The sequence below is a fragment of the Nonomuraea phyllanthi genome (genome assembly GCF_006334985.2).
Classification (GTDB): Bacteria; Actinomycetota; Actinomycetes; order Streptosporangiales; family Streptosporangiaceae; genus Nonomuraea; species Nonomuraea phyllanthi.
In genome coordinates this window covers 223,472-243,457 of sequence record NZ_VDLX02000005.1, presented here as the reverse complement: position 1 = coordinate 243,457, position 19,986 = coordinate 223,472, and the positions used below count along the sequence as shown (strand labels likewise).

Annotated in this window: 20 protein-coding genes; 11 read left to right on the top strand and 9 right to left on the bottom strand. The window is 72.6% G+C overall.

Annotated elements, in window-relative coordinates:
* The first annotated feature begins 13 nt into the window (after nt 1-13).
* The 8 genes from FH608_RS15405 to FH608_RS15375 all read left to right on the top strand — a co-directional run bounded on the left by FH608_RS15405 (nt 14) and on the right by FH608_RS15375 (nt 6,598).
* The gene (locus FH608_RS15405; RefSeq protein ID WP_139631177.1) at nt 14-1,015 is read left to right on the top strand and encodes an AAA family ATPase; all 1,002 of its coding nucleotides are present in this window, start codon (nt 14-16) and stop codon (nt 1,013-1,015) included.
* Complete coding sequence (locus tag FH608_RS15400; protein ID WP_317135564.1) at nt 1,012-1,944, top strand: DUF58 domain-containing protein; 933 nt, start codon at nt 1,012-1,014, stop codon at nt 1,942-1,944. Before FH608_RS15405 ends, FH608_RS15400 begins: the two co-directional genes overlap by 4 nt.
* Entirely contained in the window at nt 1,941-2,078 is a 138-nt protein-coding gene (locus FH608_RS51465) for a hypothetical protein (RefSeq protein ID WP_153262664.1), read from the top strand. The genes FH608_RS15400 and FH608_RS51465 overlap by 4 nt, the downstream gene beginning before the upstream one ends.
* Nucleotides 2,075-3,022, top strand: a complete 948-nt coding sequence (locus FH608_RS15395; RefSeq protein ID WP_139631176.1) for a VWA domain-containing protein — start codon at nt 2,075-2,077, stop codon at nt 3,020-3,022. The genes FH608_RS51465 and FH608_RS15395 overlap by 4 nt, the downstream gene beginning before the upstream one ends.
* Nucleotides 3,023-3,108: 86 nt before the next feature.
* Nucleotides 3,109-3,699, top strand: a complete 591-nt coding sequence (locus FH608_RS15390) for a class I SAM-dependent methyltransferase (RefSeq protein WP_139631175.1) — start codon at nt 3,109-3,111, stop codon at nt 3,697-3,699.
* Nucleotides 3,696-4,235, top strand: coding sequence for a TrmH family RNA methyltransferase (locus tag FH608_RS15385; protein ID WP_139631174.1), 540 nt, complete (start codon nt 3,696-3,698; stop codon nt 4,233-4,235). The genes FH608_RS15390 and FH608_RS15385 overlap by 4 nt, the downstream gene beginning before the upstream one ends.
* 36 nt (nt 4,236-4,271) lie before the next feature.
* Nucleotides 4,272-5,072 carry a glycerophosphodiester phosphodiesterase family protein gene (locus FH608_RS15380; protein WP_139631173.1) on the top strand — a complete coding sequence of 267 codons (801 nt, stop codon included), beginning with the start codon at nt 4,272-4,274 and terminating at the stop codon, nt 5,070-5,072.
* Nucleotides 5,073-5,164: 92 nt separating this feature from the next.
* The gene (locus FH608_RS15375; RefSeq protein WP_139631172.1) at nt 5,165-6,598 is read left to right on the top strand and encodes an MFS transporter; all 1,434 of its coding nucleotides are present in this window, start codon (nt 5,165-5,167) and stop codon (nt 6,596-6,598) included.
* Between the two features lie 25 nt (nt 6,599-6,623).
* On the opposite strand, the gene FH608_RS15370 is transcribed toward FH608_RS15375, so the two are convergent.
* The 5 genes from FH608_RS15370 to FH608_RS15350 form a co-directional block, all read right to left on the bottom strand.
* Nucleotides 6,624-6,977, bottom strand: coding sequence for a DoxX family protein (locus tag FH608_RS15370; protein WP_139631171.1), 354 nt, complete (start codon nt 6,975-6,977; stop codon nt 6,624-6,626).
* 132 nt (nt 6,978-7,109) lie between these two features.
* Nucleotides 7,110-8,594 (bottom strand): glycoside hydrolase family 3 protein, encoded by a 1,485-nt coding sequence (locus FH608_RS15365; protein ID WP_139631170.1) that lies wholly within the window; start codon nt 8,592-8,594, stop codon nt 7,110-7,112.
* Between the two features lie 64 nt (nt 8,595-8,658).
* Nucleotides 8,659-9,129, bottom strand: coding sequence for a DoxX family protein (locus tag FH608_RS15360; protein ID WP_226899562.1), 471 nt, complete (start codon nt 9,127-9,129; stop codon nt 8,659-8,661).
* 72 nt (nt 9,130-9,201) lie between these two features.
* On the bottom strand, nt 9,202-10,452 hold the full coding sequence (locus FH608_RS15355; RefSeq protein WP_139631169.1) for an MFS transporter: 1,251 nt from the start codon (nt 10,450-10,452) through the stop codon (nt 9,202-9,204).
* A complete protein-coding gene (locus tag FH608_RS15350; RefSeq protein ID WP_226899561.1) occupies nt 10,443-10,943 on the bottom strand; it encodes a MarR family winged helix-turn-helix transcriptional regulator in 501 nt (166 codons plus the stop codon). The genes FH608_RS15355 and FH608_RS15350 overlap by 10 nt, the downstream gene beginning before the upstream one ends.
* A 129-nt stretch (nt 10,944-11,072) precedes the next feature.
* Between FH608_RS15350 and FH608_RS15345 the strand changes: the two genes are divergently transcribed.
* Complete coding sequence (locus FH608_RS15345; RefSeq protein ID WP_139631168.1) at nt 11,073-11,690, top strand: hypothetical protein; 618 nt, start codon at nt 11,073-11,075, stop codon at nt 11,688-11,690.
* A 124-nt stretch (nt 11,691-11,814) separates the two neighbouring features.
* Nucleotides 11,815-12,159: an RNA polymerase-binding protein RbpA gene (locus FH608_RS15340; protein WP_020539796.1), complete on the top strand. Its 345-nt coding sequence runs from the start codon at nt 11,815-11,817 to the stop codon at nt 12,157-12,159.
* A 69-nt stretch (nt 12,160-12,228) separates the two neighbouring features.
* Here FH608_RS15340 and FH608_RS15335 read toward each other — a convergent pair whose 3' ends face one another.
* The 4 genes from FH608_RS15335 to FH608_RS15320 all read right to left on the bottom strand — a co-directional run bounded on the left by FH608_RS15335 (nt 12,229) and on the right by FH608_RS15320 (nt 18,418).
* Entirely contained in the window at nt 12,229-12,699 is a 471-nt protein-coding gene (locus tag FH608_RS15335) for an FxsA family protein (RefSeq protein WP_139631167.1), read from the bottom strand.
* A 118-nt stretch (nt 12,700-12,817) separates the two neighbouring features.
* Nucleotides 12,818-13,573: a polyprenol monophosphomannose synthase gene (locus FH608_RS15330; RefSeq protein WP_139631166.1), complete on the bottom strand. Its 756-nt coding sequence runs from the start codon at nt 13,571-13,573 to the stop codon at nt 12,818-12,820.
* Nucleotides 13,573-15,606, bottom strand: coding sequence for an apolipoprotein N-acyltransferase (lnt, locus tag FH608_RS15325; protein WP_226899560.1), 2,034 nt, complete (start codon nt 15,604-15,606; stop codon nt 13,573-13,575). Before lnt ends, FH608_RS15330 begins: the two co-directional genes overlap by 1 nt.
* A gap of 571 nt (nt 15,607-16,177) precedes the next feature.
* On the bottom strand, nt 16,178-18,418 hold the full coding sequence (locus FH608_RS15320; protein WP_226899559.1) for a HelD family protein: 2,241 nt from the start codon (nt 18,416-18,418) through the stop codon (nt 16,178-16,180).
* A 281-nt stretch (nt 18,419-18,699) separates the two neighbouring features.
* On the opposite strand from FH608_RS15320, the gene FH608_RS15315 reads away from it, so the two are divergent.
* Nucleotides 18,700-19,896, top strand: a complete 1,197-nt coding sequence (locus FH608_RS15315) for an ROK family transcriptional regulator (protein WP_139631164.1) — start codon at nt 18,700-18,702, stop codon at nt 19,894-19,896.
* Nucleotides 19,897-19,986: the final 90 nt, after the last annotated feature.

Genomic DNA, 19,986 nt, shown 5'->3' with positions numbered 1-19,986 from the left:
GTGGAATGGCGTCATGAGCGTCGCCGAAGAGTTGCCAGGCGGAAACGACGTCACGCTGCTGCGTCAAAGTCTCGACGAGGTCCGGCGTGTCATCGTCGGCCAGGACCACATGGTCGAAAGGCTCATCGTGGCCCTGCTCGCCCGCGGGCACTGCCTGCTCGAAGGAGTCCCAGGCGTCGCCAAGACCCTCGCCGCCTCCACCCTGGCCACCGTCGTGGGCGGCACGTTCGCCCGGATCCAGTTCACCCCCGACCTCGTGCCCAGCGACATCATCGGCACCCGCGTCTACCATCCCTCCAACGAGAAGTTCGACGTCGAGCTCGGCCCGGTGTTCGTCAACTTCCTGCTGGCCGACGAGATCAACCGCGCCCCCGCCAAGGTCCAGTCGGCCCTGCTGGAGGTCATGGCCGAACGCCAGGTCACCCTCGCCGGCGTCACCCACCCCCTGCCCAGGCCGTTCATCGTGCTCGCCACCCAGAACCCCATCGAGTCCGAGGGCGTCTACCCCCTGCCGGAGGTGCAGCGCGACCGCTTCCTGTTCCGCGTGCGCGTCCCCCACCCCAGCGCCCACGAGGAGCTGGAGATCCTCCAGCGCATGAGCGTCACCCCGCCCGTCCCCGAGCGCGTGCTCGAACCCGACAAGCTTCTCGCCCTCCAGGACGCCGCCGAGCAGGTCTCGGTCCACCAGCTCGTCGCCGACTACGTCGTACGGCTCGTCATGTCCACCCGCAACCCCGCCGAATACGGCCTGAGCGACCTCGCCGAGACCATCGAGATCGGCGTCAGCCCGCGCGCCACCCTCGGCCTGGTCTCGGCCGGACGCGCCCTGGCGCTGCTGCGCGGCCGCGACTACCTGCTGCCCGACGACGTACGCGACGTCGCCGTCGACGTCATGTCGCACCGGCTCATGCTCACCTTCGACGCCCTGGCCGACGGCGTCGACCCCGAACAGGTCGTCAGGCAGATCCTGCACGCCGTCCCCCCGCCCCTCGTCGTCTGGAACCAGAACCGGTGAGCACCGCCGAACAAGCGCTCAGACGGCTGGAGCTCACCGTCACCCGCCGCCTCGACGGGCTGCTGCACGGCGCCCACCAGGGGCTCCTGCCCGGCCCCGGCAGCGAGGCCGGCGACAGCCGCGTCTACGTCCCCGGCGAGGACGACGTACGCCGCATGGACTGGAACGTCACCGCCCGCACCACCGTCCCCCACGTCCGCGACCTCATCGCCGACCGCGAACTCGAGACCTGGGCCCTGGCCGACCTGTCACCCAGCATGGACTTCGGCACCGCTGACACCGACAAGCGCGACCTCGTCGTCGCCGCCGTCGGCGCCATCGGCTTCCTGTCCAGCCGCATGGGCGACCGCTTCGGCGCGCTCGTCCTGCACGACGAGCACCTCCACCGCATGCCCGCCCGCACCGGCCGCCCCGCCCTCTACGGCCTGCTGCACTCCCTCATGGACGCCCCGCGCGGCCGCGTCGTGCCCGATCCGCCCGACCTCGCCGAAGGCATCGACGTCCTGGCCGCCAGCCGCAGACGCCGCGGCGTGCGCCTGATCGTCTCCGACTTCCTCGACGCCCACCCCACTCTCGACCCAGACGAGGAACGCCCCTGGGAGCGCCCCATCAGGCGCCTGGCCGCCCGCCACCAGGTGCTGGCCGTCGAGGTCATCGACCCCCGCGAGCTCGAACTGCCCGACGTGGGCCGCGTCGCGTTCACCGACCCCGAGACCGGGAACGTACGCGAAGTGCATCTTTCACCCAAGGTTCGGCAAGCCTACGCGGACGCCGCCGCCCTCCAGCGCGAGGGCACCCGCGCCGCGCTGCGCCGCGCCGGCATCGCGCACCTCGTGCTGCGCACCGACCGCGACTGGGTGTTCGACGTCGCGCAGTTCGTCCTGCGCCAGCGCCACATGAGCCATCTCGCCCACAGGAGACCCAAGTGACACCCACCGCGGCCCGCGAGGCCGAGAAGGCCGAGAAGGCCATGGCGGCCCGGGAGGCCCGGGAGGCCGGGAAGTCCCGCGCGGCCCGGCCGGAGTCCGCAGGACGCGGCCCGCGCGCCGGAGGCCATCGGTGACCTTCCTCGCCCCCGGCTGGCTGTGGCTGTTCCTCCTGATCGGGCTGCTGGTGGCCGGCTACATCGCCGCGATGTTCGCCCGCCGCCGCTACACCGTGCGCTTCACCAACCTCGCGCTGCTCAACCTCGTCGCCCCCGCCGGACCGGGCTGGCGCCGCCACGTCGCCCCCGCGCTCTTCCTCGCCATGATGACGCTGCTCGTGGTGGGCGCCGCGAAACCCGCCGGCGAGGTACGCGTGCCCCGCGACCGCGCCACCATCATGATCGCGCTCGACGTGTCGCTGTCCATGGACGCCGCCGACGTGCAGCCCGACCGCATCAGCGCCGCCAAGGCCGCCGCCCAGGCCTTCGTCAAGGAGCTCCCCGACCGCTTCAACGTCGGCGTCGTCTCCTTCGCCCGCTCCGCCAACGTCGTCATCTCCCCCACCGCCGACCACCAGGCCGTCATCACGGCGCTCGGCACCCTCACCACCCGCCCCGGCACCGCCATCGGGGAGGCGGTCTTCAACGCCCTCGACTCCCTGCGCTCCTTCGACCAGCAGGCCGTCACCGACCCGCCGCCCGCCGCCGTCGTGCTGCTGTCCGACGGCGACAACACCTCCGGCAGATCGGTGAACGAGGCCATCGAGGCGGCCCAGCAGGCCCGCGTCCCGGTCTCCACCATCGCGTACGGCACGCAGGAGGGCACCGTCAACATCGACGGCCGGCCGGTCAACGTGCCCGTCAACAAGCAGACCCTCCAGTCGCTGTCCGACGGCACCAGCGGCCGCGCCTACACCGCCGAGTCGGGCACCGAGCTGCGTGAGGTCTACGAGCAGATCGGCACCTCGCTCGGCTACAAGGTGGTCAACCAGGAGATCACGCAGTGGTTCATCGTCGCCGCCATCATCGCCGGCCTGATGGTGGCGGGCGCGGCGGTGCTCTTCGGCTCCCGGATCCCCTGACCGTGGGCTCACGGGATCCCTGACCACGAGCCCCCGGATCCCCTGACCACGATCGGACCCGGCGCGGTCCGGTAACGTTTTCCGACGTGGCCCACTACTTCTCCGAGCAGCCGAGCACCGCGAGCAGGCCGGGCTCCGTCGACCTGGTCCTGCCCGATCTGCACCTGCGGCTGGAGACCGACAGCGGCGTGTTCTCGCCGGAGCGGGTCGACGTGGGAACCCGCGTCCTGCTGGAGAGCGTCCCGCCCCCGCCGCAGGAGGGCGACCTGCTCGACCTCGGCTGCGGCTACGGCCCGATCGCGCTGACCATGGCCTCGCGGGCGCCCGGCGCGACGGTGTGGGCCGTCGACGTGAACCGGCGGAGCCTGGAGCTGACCACGCGAAACGCCCGGACCCTCGGCCTTCACCACGTAAGGGCCGCACATGTCGACGACGTACCAGAAGAAGTGAAATTTCGGGCAATCTGGTCGAATCCTGCGATCCGTATAGGGAAGCAGGCTCTGCACGAGATGCTCACCAGGTGGCTCACGCGGCTCACCCCCGACGGCGTGGCCTACCTGGTCGTCCAGAAACACCTCGGCTCCGACTCCCTGCAACGCTGGCTCGGCGAACAGGGCTGGCAGGCCTCCCGCGAGGCCAGCCGGGCCTCCTACCGCATCCTGAAGGTGACCCGATGAGAAGGCAGCTGCGCCCCACCGACGTCAAGCGGCTCAACCGCACCTGGCGCAGAAACACCACCAACCGCCTGGCCATGATCATCGAGTCGGTCACCGGCCCGTTCAACATCGGCTCGATCTTCCGCAGCGCCGCCGCGTTCGGCGTGGACGAGATCTGGCTGGCCGGCAACGCCACCCCGCCGACCAACCCCAAGGCGGGCAAGACCGCCCTCGGCACCGAACGCCTGGTCACCTGGCACGAGCCGGTCCCGGCCACCGAGGCGGTCAAGGCCGCGAGGGAGGAGGGCTACACCGTGCTGGCCATCGAGCTGACCGCCGAGGCCGTGCCGCTGCACCGCGCCGCGCTCGGCCGCGACGTGTGCCTGGTGGTCGGCAGCGAGGACCACGGCTGCTCCCCCGCCCTGCTCGACGCCGTGGACGGCGTCTGCTACATCCCGCAGGTCGGGCGGGTGGGCTCGTTCAACGTCGCCGTGGCCGCGGCCATCGCGCTGTCCGAGGCGCGCCGCCAGGAGTGGGAGAATCTCCCCGAACCGTAACCGAACCGTTCACCCACGAAAGGCATACTTCCGTACGTGCTGAGCCGTCGATTCGCCTTTCTCGACCACCCGGGCCCGCTGGCCTTCGCCCACCGGGGCGGCGCCGCCGAGGGCGCCGAGAACTCCGCCGCGGCCTTCGAGCGGGCGGTCGGGCTCGGCTACTCCTATCTCGAGACCGACGCGCACGCCACCTCCGACGGCGTGCTGCTCGCCTTCCACGACCACACGCTCGACCGCGTCACCGACCAGCGGGGCCGCATCTCCGAGCTGCCCTACCGGGCGGTCAGGCAGGCCCGCATCGGCGGGGTCCACGAGATCCCGCTGCTGGAGGACCTGCTCGGCACCTGGCCGGAGGTCCGGTTCAACATCGACGTCAAGGAGGCCGCCGCCATCGCCCCGCTGGCCGAGGCGGTCCGGCGTACCAACGCCTATGACCGGATCTGCCTGACCTCCTTCTCCGACGAGCGCCTGGTGCTGGCCAGGGCGGCGCTAGGCAGGGAGGTCTGCTCGGCGCTCGGCCCGCGCGGCGTCGCCGCGCTGCGGGCCGCCGCCGCCACCTCCGGCTACGGCCGCCTGCTGACCCGCCTGTCGCGCTCAGGCGTCCCGTGCGCGCAGGTGCCGGTCGGCTTCCGCGGCCTGCGCGTGACCACCCGCCACCTGGTGCGCACGGCGCACGCCATCGGCATGCAGGTGCACGTCTGGACCATCAACGACCCCGGCCGCATGGAGCACCTGCTCGACCTGGGCGTGGACGGCATCATGACCGACAACGTCACGGGCCTGCGCGCGGTGCTCGAACGCCGCGGCCAGTGGCACCCCGGCAGCCTGGCCGCCTGAGCGCCTCCGCCCCGCGGGCCCCGCCCCCTGAGCACACCCGACACATCCACGACCGCCCGGCCCTCGCCACCGCAGAGGAGCGACCCGACACCATGTCCGTACCCGCACCCCCCGCGGCCCTCGACGACTCCCCCGCAGCGCGCAGGCGCGAGCAGCGCGGCTGGTACATCTACGACTGGGCCAACTCCGCCTTCTACACCACGATCATCTCGGTCTTCCTCGGCCCGTACCTCATCCCGGTCGCCAAGACCGCGGCCTGCGCCAAGGACTTCCCCGGCATCGCCTCCGCCACGTGCGTGGACACCTTCGACAAGCTGGCCGCCGACAACCCCGGCCTGGGCTACGTCGACGTGCTGGGCGCCGACATCCGGCCGGCCGCGTTCTTCGGGCTGACGATGACGGTCGCGGTGCTGCTGCAGATCGTCGCGCTGCCCGTCGTGGGCGCGCTGGCCGACCACACCGGCCGCAAGCGCCAGCTGCTCGGCGGCTTCGCCTACGCCGGGGCGCTGGCCACGATGGGCCTGTACTTCGTCGAGGGCGACCGCTACATGCTGGGCGGGGTGCTGTTCGTCCTCGCCAACCTGGCCTACGGCTCCTCGGTGGTGGTCTACGACTCGTTCCTGCCGCAGATCTCGACGCCCGCCGAGCGCGACGGGGTCTCCTCGCGTGGCTGGGCCATCGGCTATCTGGGCGGCGGCGTGCTGCTGGCGCTCAACCTCGTCCTCTACCTCAACCACGACGGCCTGGGCCTGGCCGAGGGCATGGCGGTGCGCATCAGCATGATGTCGGCCGGGCTGTGGTGGGCGATCTTCACGATCGTGCCGCTGCTGCGGCTGCGCAACCAGCCCGTGCCCGCCCACGAGACCACGGCGCTGCGCTCGGTGAGCGGGAGCTTCCGCCAGCTCGGCCGCACGCTGGCCGAGCTGCGCCGCTACCCGTTGACGCTGCTGTTCCTGGTGGCCTACCTCGTCTACAACGACGGTGTACAGACCGTCATCGGCAACAGCGCGGCCTTCGCCTCCGAGGCCCTCAAGCTGGACAAGACGGTGCAGATCACGGCCATCCTGATGGTGCAGTTCGTGGCGTTCTTCGGGGCGCTGCTGCTCGGGTGGCTGGCGCGGGGCTTCGGGACCAAGCGCACCGTCCTGGCGAGCCTGGTGGTGTGGACGGCGATCGTGGCGGCCGCCATGTTCGTCGCGGAGGGGCAGGACCTGCAGTTCTACCTGATGGCGTTCGCGATCGCGATCGTGCTGGGCGGCACGCAGGCGCTGTCGCGGTCGCTGTTCTCGCAGGTGATCCCGAAGGGGCGCGAGGCCGAGTACTTCAGCCTGCTGCAGATCAGCGACAAGGGGTCGGCGTTCATCGGCTCCCTGACGGTCACCATCGCGCTGCAGCTGACCAACAGCTATCGCATCGCCATCGTCTCCATGATCATCTTCTTCGTCGTCGGCTTCGTGCTCCTGGCCCTCACCAACCTGCCCAAGGCCATCCGCGCGGCCGGCAACGAGGTCCCCGACCGCATCTGAGCCGCGCGAGGCCGTCGCCTGCGGGTCACGTCCAGTAGTAGGCCAGGTTCACGCCGAGCGCGGCCACGGCGGTGGCGAAGAACCCGGCCCAGTTCGCGAGCTTGCGCGACCCCACCCGCAGGTGCGCGAGCAGCGCGCCGACGAAGTACAGCACGAGGCAGAGGGCGGCGAGCATGCCCAGCATGGGCACGGCGAACCCGCCCAGCAGCCCCAGGGCGCCCGCCGCCAGCATCGTGCCGAGCACCGGCACCCACGACCGCGGCAGGCGCTTCATGTCCAGCTGGGCCTTGGGGAACTCGTGGCCGATCAGGTAGACGACGGCGGCGCTGCCGTACAGGAGCGAGGCGAAGATGGTGACGGTGGCATAGACGGCGAACATGAGCCCTCCTTTGGTGACGGCCGGCGTGAGGTCGGGCGGGTTCTTCCACCCGGCCTCCGGGCCTCACGGACGTTGGAGTCGTGCGATCTCCAGTCGTCCGACGGAGCAGCCACCGGGAATGTGAGGTCGCGATCACGCGATGGAGGTCTCCGATCGTCCGTTGAGCACCTCGACCGCCGCCACCGCGCACACCCGGGACGCGCCGTAGGTGCGCACCCAGCCGCGCGCGGCGGAGAAGTCGCGGTGGACGAAGCCCATGTCGAGGACGACGGCGCCGGGCGTGGTCGCCAGGATCCGGTCGAGGACGGGTTCCTGCCAGGCGTACCGGTGCGGGCTCCGGACGACGACCACCACGTCCCCGGCGGCGCCGTACTCGTCGCGGAATTCCGCGATGGCCGCGTGCACGATGCCGGGGCCGTTGTACGTGCCGGCGGCGACGGCCACGCGCTCCACCGTACGGCCGGGCGTGGCGAGCAGGGACTCCACGTGGCCCGGCCCGTCGCCCGAGGCCGGCGAGGCGGCCGGCTCCAGGCGCACCACCAGGGTGGCGGCACCGCGAAGGCGCGGGTCACCGGTCAGGCGCAGGGCGCGGCGGGCGAGCCGGAGCCCGAGGCCGTCGTCGCGGGCGCCGGGCCGCGACGCGCCCCTCCGGCGCATCCGCGCCAGCCGGCCGGCGGCATGCTCCAGCCGCGCCACCGGGAGCTCGCCCGCGCGGACGGCCTCGGTGATCGCCCGTACGGCGATCCGTACCTGCTCGCCGTACGCCCACGCGCCCAGGCACAGCGCGTCCGCCCCGGCCCGCAGGGCGCGGACCGCCGTCTCGGGCAGCGGCGCCACGTCGGCCACGCCGCGCATCTCCAGCGCGTCCGTGATGACGACCCCGTCGAAGCCCAGTTCGTCCCTGAGGAGCCCGGTCACCACCGCCGGGCTGATCGATGCCGGCGCCTCGTCCAGGGCGGGGACCCGCGGGTGGGAGACCATGACGGAGTCGGCGCCCGCCGCGACGGCCGCGCGGAAGGGGTCGAGGTAGTGCTCGACGAGCTCGTCGCGGCTGAGGTCGATGACCGGCGTGCCGAGGTGGGCGTCGGTGCCGCTGAGGCCGTGGCCGGGGAAGTGCTTGGCGCACGCGCTCACCCCGGTCTCCTGGAGACCCTCGATCCAGGCGGCGGCGTGCCTGGCGACGTGGGCCCGGTCCCCGCCGAAGCAGCGGACGCCGTTCGGGCTGAAGGGGTTGACGGCCGTGTCGGCCGCCGGGGCGAGGTTCCAGGTGACGCCGGCCGAGCGCAGCGCGAGCCCGATCTGGTGGGCGCACGCCCGGGTCGCCTCGACGTCGTCGATCCGGCCGAGCGCGAGGTTGCCGGGCGTGGAGAGCCCGCCGGCGCCCTCCAGCCGGCTGACGTCGCCGCCCTCCTCGTCGATGGCCAGGTGGAGGGCGGGGGAAAGGTCGCGCAGGCCGGCGGTGAGGTCGCGGAGCCCGGGCTCGGTGACGATGTCCTTGCCGAACAGGACGAACCCTCCGAGCCCGGCGGCGACCGGCCGTTCGACCCAGCGGGGCACGGCCGGCCGGCCCAGGGCGGGGAAGAGGACGGCGTGAGCGAGCCGTTCGAGGTCGTCCATGAGCGCTCCTTCGCGGGTGCCGGGGTGGTGCGGCGCCGGCCCTTGACCGTGCCGGCCGGTCCGCTCAGGTCTGGTGCGTGCGCCGGGCGCGGGCGAGGAGGCGGTCCAGCGACCACGCGCCGCTGCCCAGCAGCGCCAGCACCAGGAACGACCAGGAGAACAGCGCGGCGGGCTCGCCCCCGTTGGTCAGCGGGAGCACGCCCTTGGGAAGGTGGACGGTGACGTAGGCGTAGGCCATCGTGCCGGAGCTGACCAGCGCGGCGGCGCGGGTGGCGAGCCCGAGGGCGACCAGGCCGCCGGCGCCGAGCTCGATCACCCCCGCCCACCACGAGGGCCACTCCCCGACCGCGGGGATCGTGCCGCCGCGCGGGCCGCCGAGCACGCCGAACAGGGTCGCGGCCCCGTGGCAGGCGAACAGCAGGCCCACCACGATGCGGAACAGCGACACCACGGCATCGCGGATCCTGCCCATGACCGGCCCGGCCGCCGGGGAGCGGGAGCCTTCGCCGGCGAGCAACGTGAGCGTCCTTCTCATGAAGAGGCTCCTTACGTGGGGGGTACCGCGAAATATAAAAGAAACTTTCCTAAGAGTAAAGGCTTGTCGGGATCAGGACTGAGAGGCCCGCGTTGGGGACGCCACGGCGGTGCGGCGGAGGTCCGGCGTGACGATCGCCACCGCCGCGACCGCCAGCAGGCACAGCAGGCCGCCGCTGACCAGCGCCACCGCACCCGAGGTGGCGTGCGCGACCAGGCCGCCGCGCAGGTTGCCGAGGTCGGGGCCGGCCTGGCCGACGATCTGCTCGGCGGCGCCGACCCGGCCGAGCAGTTCGTTCGGGGTGCGCGTCTGGACGATGGTGCTCCGCGACACCACGGCCACGGTGTCGGCGGCGCCGGCCAGGACCAGGCAGGCCAGCCCGGCCCACGGGTGCGGCGACAGGCCGAACAACGTGAGCGCCGCGCCCCACGTGGCCGACCCGGCGAGCATGACCAGGCCGGGGCGGGGCAGCCGGGTGAACGCCCCAGAGAACGCGGAGGCCACGACGCCGCCGACGGCTATCGCGGTGAGGAACAGCCCCAGCGTGCGCGGGTCGTCGCCGAACCGCTCCGCGTTGATCAGGGGGAACAGGCTGATCGGCATCGACAGCACGGTCACGGCCAGGTCGGTGAGCAGCGCTCCCCGGACGACCGGAGTGCCCGACAGGAAGACCAGGCCGTCCAGCACGCCGCGCAGCCCGGGACGGGCGGGCCCGGCTCCCGGGCGCAGCGGCGGCAGGCCGAAGGCGCCGTAGAGCGCGCCGGCGAAGGTGAGCGTGTCGATCAGGTAGCAGCCGCCGACCCCGAACGCGCCCACGATGAGGCCGCCCAGCGCGGGGCCGACCAGCATGGCGCCCTGGAAGGCGATCCGCCGCAGCGCCAGCCCGGCGGCCACCTGGTGTTCGGGCAGCAGCTGCGGGATGAAGGAGCGCGAGGCCGGGCCGCCGAAGGCGCCGAAACAGGCCTGCGCCACGACCAGCGCCAGGACCCCGGCGGCCGGGAGACGCCCGAGGAAGCCCTGCAGGGTGAGCAGGAGCAGGCACACGGTCGTCCCGCCGGTCGTGAGCAGATAGAGCCTGCGGCGGTCCACGCGGTCGACGACCGTCCCGGCGAAGAGGCCGAGCACGACGATCGGCAGCGCCTGCGCCAGGCCGACCGCGCCGGTCCAGGCGGTGCTCCTGGTCGTCTCCCAGACCTGGAACATGACGGCGACGAGCGTCATCTGGCTGCCGAAGCCGGACAGGGACTGCCCGATCCATAACCGCCGGAACGCCGGCGAGGAGCGGAGCGGGGCCACGTCGAGCAGCGCGCGCCTCAGCCCCATGCGGGGTCCTGCGCCAGCTTCTCGGCGATCCGGTCGTGGAAGCTCCTGCGCTCCAGGGCCCGCTCGATGTCGGTGACGACCCGGGAGAGCGGATAGGGGATCTCGGCCTCGAGGTCGGCGAGGGCGGCCTCGGTGGCCCGCCACTCCGCCGCCAGGCGGCCCACGACGGCGCGGGCCTTTCCGGTGAGCGCGACCTTCTTGCTGCGCGCGTCGTCGCCCGCGACGGTTTCGACCCAGCCGGCCGTGCGCATCGCGGCCACCTTCTGGCTGAGCGCCGAATGCGTGCGGCCGACCGACTCGGCCAGCTCGGTGATCGTCAGCGGCCCGCGGGCGTGCAGCCGGAGCAGCTCCATCACGTAGCTCGGCTTGAGCCCGTCGATGTGGCCGTCGGCGTAGACGCGGGCGATGTCGGCGTCCATGGCGGCCTGGAGCAGCCGCAGGGGACGCCAGAGGCTCTGCTCGCTGGGGTCGGGGACACGGGGATCGGTCATGAGCCGAATCATAACAGCACTTATATAAGCACTGTTACATCGGAAGCGAGAGCACCGCTCTTGACAACGGCGCACTGAAGCGAGAGCATTGCTCTCGCATAAGAGCAGAGTACATTTTCAGGAGCACCGATGTCCCCCAGGCTCACGTCCGCCGCCTTCGCCGCCGCCGGCGTCCTCTTCCTCGTCTATCCCGCGATCCGCCCCTCCGGCGACGACGCCGCGGCCATGGCCTCCGGCGCGTGGGTCGCCGGGCACGCCGCCGCCATGGTCGGGTTCGTGCTGCTCGGCCTCGCCGTGCTCGGGCTGCACCAGCTGCTCGGCGACCGCCTGTCGCTGCGCGCCGCGGCGGTGACGTGGGCGGGCGCGGGCCTGACACTCCCCTACTACGGCGCCGAGGACTTCGGGCTCCACGTGATCGCCCAGCGCTCCCTGCGCGACCAGGCACCGGCGCTCATGGAGCTGGCCGGAGAATTCAGATTCGGAACCGTGCCGGTCACCATGTTCGCCGCGGGGCTCGTCCTGCTGGGCGTCGGCACGATCATGGCCGCGATCTCGATCTGGCGCTCCAGCACGCTGCCCCGGTGGAGCGGCACGGCGCTGGCGGTGGGGTTCGCGCTGTTCATCCCGCAGTTCTTCGGGCCGTACCCGCTGCGTATCGCCCATGGCGTGCTGATCATGATCGGCGGGCTCTGGCTGGCGGCGGCCCTGATGGGCGCCGGAACGCGGGCCCGATCGGCGAGTGCGTGAAGAACCGACGGCCCAAGCGCGATTGGATCACCCCGAGGGTGGGAATCCCATCACGGTACCAAGCGTTAGACACCGTGGGAGACAGACCCCCCACGCAAGGGGGCCCTGTAGGAGGCATTTAGACATGGGCGAGCGCGCGCTTCGTGGCACCCGGCTCGGGGCAACCAGCTACGAGAACGACCGTAACACGGATCTGGCCCCGCGCCAGGAGGTGTCCTACACCTGTCCTAAGGGCCATCGCTTCGAGGTTCCGCTTGCAGCAGAAGCCGAGATCCCGGCGACCTGGGAGTGCCGCATGTGCGGCGCGACCGCGTTGCGCGTGGACGGTGAGCAGCCGGAGTCGAAGAAGACCAAGCCCCCGCGGACCCACTGGGACATGCTCCTGGAGCGACGGTCCATCGAAGACCTTGAGGAGGTGCTCAACGAGCGGCTCGCCGTGCTGCGGGCCCAGCGTCGTAAGAGCGCCTGACCTTCTCTCACGGTCGAACCCCCGGGACATCACCTCCCGGGGGTTCTTCGTTTCCGCGAATCTCGGCGGTCAGTCCTCGCGGATGACCTCCCCGTGCACCACCCGGCCGCCGTGCGGCGCCGAGGCGTCCTCACGGGGCGGGAAGAGACGAGAGTACGGCGAGGCGGCGGCCATCTTCTTGACCCTGCGGTCGAAGAACCACGAGCCCAGACGGCGCATCAGGGGCCGGGTGAACGGCAGGATGCACAGGAACCCGAGCACGTCGGTGAAGAAGCCCGGCGTCAGCAGCAGCGTGCCGCCCACCAGCACCAGGCCGCCGTCGGCCAGCTCCCGGTCCGGCATCCGGCCGGAGCGCAGCGACTCCTGCAGCGCCCGCCAGACCCTGCGCCCCTCGCGGCGCACCAGCCAGGCGCCGAACAGGCTGTCGGCGATGAGCAGGGCCACGGTCGCGGGCCCGCCGATCACCGAGCCGACCTGGATGATCAGCCAGATCTCCAGGACGGGGACGGCCAGGAAGGCCAGGAAGAGCAGCAGCCGCATCGTTTCCTCGATTCCGCACACATGCGCTACGTCAGGAACAACGCCCGGGGCCCGCAAACCGTTCCGCCCGCGCGGAGATCCCGCCCAGGCTGCTCCGCCCGGCCGTCGGTCGCGCCGTCTAGGGGCGCTCGCCGCCGCTGCCGCGCAGGCGCTTGGGCAGGCCCGTGACGCCCCACATCCCGATGCGCCACAGCGCCTCGGACATGACCTTGCCGCTCATCTTGCTCCTGCCGACCGTGCGCTCCACGAACGTGATCGGCACCTCCACCACCCGCAGCCCGTGCTTGGACGTGCGCAGCGTCAGGTCCACCTGGAAGCAGTAGCCCTGCGACTCCACCCCGGCCAGGCCCACCTTCTCCAGGGTGGCGGCGCGGTAGGCGCGGAACCCGGCGGTCGCGTCGCGTACGGGCAGGCCGAGCATGACCCGGGTGTAGAGGTTGGCGCCCTTGGACAGCAGCTCGCGTCGCTGCGGCCAGTTGACCACCTTGCCGCCCGCGACGTAGCGGGAGCCGATCGCCAGGTCGGCGCCGTCGGCCAGCGCCTCCAGCAGCTTGGGCAGCTCCTCGGGCTGGTGGGAGCCGTCGGCGTCCATCTCGACCAGGACGTCGAAGCCCTCGTCCAGGCCCCAGCGGAACCCGGCGATGTAGGCGGCGCCGAGGCCCTGCTTGGACTCCCTGTGCATGACGTGCACGTGGTCGTCGCCGGCGGCCAGCTCGTCGGCGACCTCGCCGGTGCCGTCGGGGCTGGCGTCGTCGGCCACCAGTACGTGGACCTCCGGCACCGCGGCCCGGATCCGGCCGACGATCGCGGGCAGATTGTCGCGTTCGTCATAGGTGGGCACGACGACGAGCACCCGGCCGAGAGTCTCCACCATCAGTCGTTCCTCATGCGATCGCCTCGCCGCCTGCCGCGCCACGCGGCGACTCCTGCCGCCGCCGCTCCCATCATCATCAATGCCCACTCGGGAACCGCGCCCACCCTCGTGGCGATCGTTTCCTCGGTGCGGACGGGCACCGTGACCACGTTCATGTCCGCGACCAGTTCGCGGGTCCGCCAGGAGACCTTACCGTCAGGTCCGATGGAGGCGGAGATCCCGGTGGTGGCGGCGGCCACGACCGCCCTGTTGTGCTCGACGGCCCGCAGCTTGTACATGGCCAGTTGCTGCGGCGGCAGGTTGGACAGGGCGTAGGTGGCGTTGTTGGCCTGCATCACCAGCGGGGTGCCGCCGGCGCGAACGGTGCGGCGCACGGTGTCGTCGTAGGCCACCTCGTAGCAGTTGACCGCGCCGACCGTGACCGGCCCCATCCTGAGGTCGCCCGGCCTGTCGCCCGCGACCGACTGCCGGCCGACCAGGTTGGCCCGCTCCCACAGGGCCAGCACGATCTCCTTGAACGGGGTGTACTCCCCGAACGGCACCAGGTGCTGCTTGTCGTAGTACGCGCCCGGGCCGGTCACCGGGTCCCACACGAGGCTGCGGGTGGCGCGGTGCTCGTCGCCGATGGCGACCACCGCGCCGATCAGCGTCGGCACGCCGACGTCGGTGACGGAGTCCTGGATGATCTGGCTGGCGTACGCGTCGCGGTAGGGGTCGATGTCGGTGGAGTTCTCGGGGAGGACGACCAGGTCGGGCTTGGGAAGCTTTCCTTCGCGTACGGCCTGGGCGAGGCGTTTCGTCTCGTTGGCATGATTTTTCAGGACAACGGCGGGTTCGTCGCCCATGAAGCCCATGCCCCTGCCCGGGACGTTCCCCTGGACGATGCCGATGTTGACGGTCCGCCCCTCGTCGCCCGGCCGGGGAATCGCCAGCGTCAGCAGCGGCACGGCCAGCGCCATGGCCACCGGCGCCCCCCTCAGCCACACCGCGCTCCTCGTGAGCCACACCGCGCTCCTCGCGGCGCCGGCCCTCGACCCCGCCGAGGCCCACACGCCTTCCCGGGCACGGACGGGCGCGGACCCGGCCAGGACGGCCTGGGCCAGCAGCGCGCCGCACAGGGTGACGGCGAACGACACCAGCGGCGCGCCGCCCAGCGCGGCGTACTCGGTGAACAGCGACTCGCTCTGGCTGAAGGCCACCCGCGCCCACGGGAACCCCCCGATGGGCACCAGGCCGCGCGCCCATTCCATGAGCACCCACAGCCCGGCGAACCACAACGGCCAGGCCCGCAGGCGGAACACCAGCGCCGCCAGGGCCGCCATCGCGGCGTAGAAGACGCTCTCCGTGCCCACCAGCATGAGCCAGACGTCGTCGCCGATCGTCCGCACCCAGGCGAGGGTGGGGAACAGGAACACCGCGGCCATCAGGTAGCCGAGCCAGGCGGCCCGCCTGGGCCTGGTGCCGTACAGGGACAGGACGATGAGCGCGATGCCGAGGGGCGAGCACAGCCACCAGTCGAGCGGGGGGAAGGCGGCGTAGAGCGCGATCCCGCCGAGCACGCCCGCGACCACCCGTCCGAGCAGCACCCAACGCCCTTCCCTGCCCTTGGCGGGGGTGTCCGGCACTGACGTGTCGCCCTTCGTGGGCTTGGTGCCCGACTCGGGGAGCTCGCCATCTGCCCGGCCCGCCGTGCCCGAGAGCGTCGCGTCACGGTCAGCCGCACCACTGCCGGCCGCGCCACGGTCAGCCGCGCCACGGCCGGCCGCCTCCTGAGCGGGCGCCTCCTGAGCAGCCGCGCCTTGAGCGGGCGCGTCGTGGCCAGGCGCGTCGCCGGCCGCCGTGTGCGTGAGCCCGGCGTCCGGGGCGACCGCATCCGGGGCGACCGCATCCGGGACCGCTGCCTCTGGGACCGCTGCCTCTGGGACGGCCGTCGATCCGGGCGACCTGTCCTGGGCGGCCGCGCCGGAAAGCGCCTCGTCACGTGGCTCGGCGTCCGGCAGCGCGCCCTCCGGAACATCCGCGTCGGGGAGCACCGTATCCGCCCCGGGGGTGGGCGGTAGGTTCGTTCGCTCCTGAACCACTCCGGGTCTCCTCAGCCGAATCGCACGCCTGCTTGCGAAAACGCTACCGCCCCGCGGGGGCGCTCAAGCCAGCGCAGCACCGGAAGATCGAAGAAATCGGCGTTTCCCCGCCGGGAGGCGGCAGGGTGATCCCGCGACCGACGGGACCACCCGGCGCACATGTCGGTCCTGCGCACGAGAGCGGGAAGAGGGCCCGGAAACCCTTCGGACCGGACCCGTCTCGTCGGCGGCGAGCTCGGAATTCCGTTGTCTACTGGGCTCCCGGGCCCGTCCCGGGTCCAACCCCCCGCCCGGTTGGGGTGCCCCGACTCGACGGACCGACGGCCCTGCACCTGGCTGTGTGGACGAAGTCACGCTCCGTCACGGACGCAGGATCCGGCGATGTCAGAGACGGCCAACCGGCCAAGTCCCGTGCTGGACTGCGCAGCAAACTACCGACTCCACCTCAGATGTCAACCGTGTCCCGATCAGCAGAAACATCAAGTTTTCGCAGGTGGGGCCTGGCTCGTACGCCGGCCAAAGCTCATTCGGGCGCCGTCGGGGGGCCCGGCAGGCCGCTCAGGGCCTGCGACAGCGGCCTCTCGTGCACCACTCCGAGCCGTTGCGTGGCGCGGGTCAGGGCGACGTACAGGTCGCTCGGCCCGCGGGGTGACTGGGCGGCGATGAGGTCGGGCTCGGCCACGATCACCGAGTCGAACTCGAGCCCCTTCGCGTCGGCCACCGCCATCACGGCCACCGGCGCGTCGAGGGCCGCCGCGGCCCCGGCCCGCCCGGAAGGACCGGTGGAAGGAGAGCCGGTGCCCGGCGTACCGGGCGAAGGGGTGCGGCGGGAGCCGGGGGCCACCACCACCGCGCCCGAGACCGCCGCGGCCACCTCGGCGCCCAGCGGCTCCAGCAGCGCGTCCGGCACGACCACGGCGACCTTGCCGCCCTCCCCCGCCTCCGCCTTGGCGAGCTCCCCCAGCGCCGACAGCGGCGCCGACCACGGCCGCGCGCCGGCGTGGCGTACGGACGTGGGAGCCCGCAGGGAGGGGTCGACGGTGGCGAGCACGCGGGCGGCCACCTCCATCAGCTCCACGGGCGTGCGGTAGTTGACGGTGAGCCGCTCCTGGCGCCACCGCCCGGCCACGTACGGGTCGAGGACCTCCTCCCAGGACCGGGCCCCGGCCGCCGAGCCGGTCTGCGCGATGTCCCCGACGATGGTCATCGACCGGCTCGGGCAGCGGCGCATGACGGCCCGCCAGGCCATCGGCGACAGCTCCTGGGCCTCGTCCACGATGACGTGCCCGTAGGCCCACGTGCGGTCGGCCGCGGCGCGCTCGGCGGTGGTCAGGCGGGGGCCGTCGTCGCGCTGGCGCTCGGCCAGGCGTTCGGCCTCCATGAGGTCGGTCAGCCCCGTCAGCTCCAGGACCTCGCGGGCGTAGGCGAGCTCGGCCTCGCGCTCGCGCTCCTCGGCCTGCCTGGCGGCGGCCAGTTCCTCCTCGGCCTGCAGGGCGGTGGCGCGCAGCACCTGCTCGTCGATCTCGCCGAGCAGCTCGGCGGCCTCGTCCAGCAGCGGAACGTCGGACTCGGTCCACTCGCCGCCGTCGCGCCGCAGCAGCGCGCGCTCCTCCGCGCTCAGGGCGGAGGCGGCGTAGCCGAGGCGCTCGGCGGAGCCGTACAGGCCGAGCAGGAGCCGCTGCGGCGTCAGGTACGGCCACAGCCGGTTGAGCGCGGACTTGACCGCCGGCTCGGTGCGCAGCTCCTCGCGCAGGTCGGCCAGCTCGTCGTCGTCGATGAGCCCCTTGCCGATCCTGCGGGCCTGCTGCCTGGCCAGGGCGTTGAGCAGCGAGCGGACGAACACGGCGCGGGCCTGGTTGTGCGGGCGGCGCGAGCGGGTGGCCTTGTTCCTGGCGGCGTCGAGCATGGCCCGGTCGATGGTGAGGACGAGGCGTCCGATGGTGAGTTCGACGGGTTTGCGCGGCACCCGCTGCCGGTCGCGTACGGCCTTGGCGATCACCTCGGCCATGCGCGCGTCGCCCTTGAGCGCGGCCACCTCGGGGCGCTCCCTGGCGGTGGCGGTCACCCCCGGGTACAGCTCCCCCACCGTGGACAGCAGCACGTCCGTCTCGCCGAGCGAGGGCAGGACCTGCTCGATGTAGCGCAGGAAGGTGAGGTTGGGGCCGAGGATGAGCACGCCGCGGCGTTCGAGGCGCTCGCGGTGGGTGTAGAGGAGGTACGCGGCGCGGTGCAGGGCCACGACGGTCTTGCCGGTGCCGGGGCCGCCCTGCACGACGAGCACGCCGTTGAGGTCGCCGCGGATGACGCGGTCCTGCTCGGCCTGGATGGTGGCGACGATGTCGCGCATGCGGCCGGTGCGCCGCTCGTCGAGCGCTGCCAGCAGCGCGGCCTCGCCGTTGAGCGTGGCGCGGTCGTCGTCGGTGAGCGCGTCGAGGTCGAGCAGGTCGTCGTCGACGCCCACCACGGTGCGCCCCTTGGTCTGCAGGTGGCGGCGCCGGGTGACGCCCATGGGCGCCGCCGGGGTGGCGCGGTAGAACGGCTGGGCCACCGGCGCCCGCCAGTCGATGAGCAGGCGCTGCTGCTCGTCGTCGGTCAGGCCGATCTTGCCGATGTACAGCCGGCCCTCGTCGAGGTGGTCGAGGCGGCCGAAGACCAGGCCGCGCTCGACCGCCCAGAGCCGGGCGAGCCGGGAGGCGTACATGTCGGCGAACGTGTCGCGCTCCGACCGGTTCTGCATCGTGCCGACGGCTCCCGTGGCCAGCACCTCTTTGAGCTGCCGCTGGGTGCGCTCGCGCAGCTCGTCGAGGCGGCCGTAGAGCCGGGTGACGTACGACTGCTCCCTGGCGAGCTCCGTTTGACGAGTAGCCGCCTGACCGTTAATGTGGTTAATGGGACACTCCGGGCCATTCTGCTTGTTGTTGCGACAAACGACGACATTAGCATGCCCGTCGAGGCACTCCTTCCATTTTCCCGCTTGACCGCCGCGGTCGTTCCTTCCTATGTTCTTCGGTTAGGAAACTTTACTAATCGAAGAGGAGCCGGCCCGTGAGCGGTCCTGTCCCGGGGACCCCCAGTCTGCTACGCGCGATCAACGATCGCGCCGCGCTGCAGGCGCTCCTCGAGCGCGGCCCGCTGACCCGCCCCGAGATCGGCACCCTGACCGGCCTGTCCAAGCCGACCGCCTCCCAGCTCCTCTCCCGCCTGCAGGAGGCCGGGCTGGTCGTCCTCGACGGCCTCAGAGAGGGCCTGCCGGGCCGTACGGCGGAGGTCTACCGCATCAACCCGGCGGCGGCGTACGTGGCCGCGCTGGACGTCACCCCGGCCCGCATCGAGGCCAAGGTGGCCGACATCACCGGCACCGTCGTCGGCGAGCACACGCTCCCGACGCCGCGCCGGCCCCACGACGCGCTCGTGGACCGCCTCGCCGCGGCGCTGAAGGGCGCGAACCCGCCGGCCGGGCTGCGCAGGGTCGTGATCGGCGTGCAGGCCGCCATCGACCCGTCCACCGGCCGGCTGGGCTACGCCGCCGCCAAGGACGTGCCCGGCTGGCAGATCCCCGACCTGGTGCCCACGCTCAGCACGGGCCTGGGCGTGCCGGTGGACGTGGAGAACAACGTCAACCTCGTCGCGCTGGCCGAGCAGGCGCACGGCGCGGCGCGCGGGCACCGGGACTTCGTGCTGCTCTGGGCCGACCAGGGGGTGGGCGCGGCTCTGGTGCTGGGCGGGCGGATGCACAGGGGCGCCACGGGCGGCGCGGGCGAGGTGGGCTACATGCCGGCCCCGGGCGCGCCCACGGCCCGCGAGGCGGGCCGCTACGCCGACCACGGCTACCAGGCACTGACGGGCGGCGTGGCCGTGCTGAAGCTGCTGCGCTCGTACGGCGTGCGCGGCTCCGACTTCCGCACCGCCGTCGCCAACGCCGTACGCGCTGCCGGGGGCGGCGGGCAGCGGGCGGACGACGCCCGCGCCGGGCTGCGCGACATCGCCGCCCGCCTGGCGGTGGGCCTGGCCGCGGTCACCTCGGTCGTCGACCCCGGCCTGATCGTGCTGACCGGCGGCGTCGTGTCGTCCGGCGGGGAGACCCTGCGCGAGCTGGTCGAGCACGAGCTGCACGCCCTGACCATCCCGCGGCCCCGGGTGCGCCTGTCGAGCGTCGACGGCAACCCCGTGCTGGCCGGCGCGCTCGACCAGGCCCTCGCCACCGTCCGCGACGAGGTCTTCGGCTCCACCGTCTCGTCGTGATCCCCGCGTCTCCCTGGCGGCACGTTTGAAGCTGGAGCGGCGGCTGCTGAAGCTGTACGCCGACCCGTCCGTGGTCACCAAGCCGGAGCC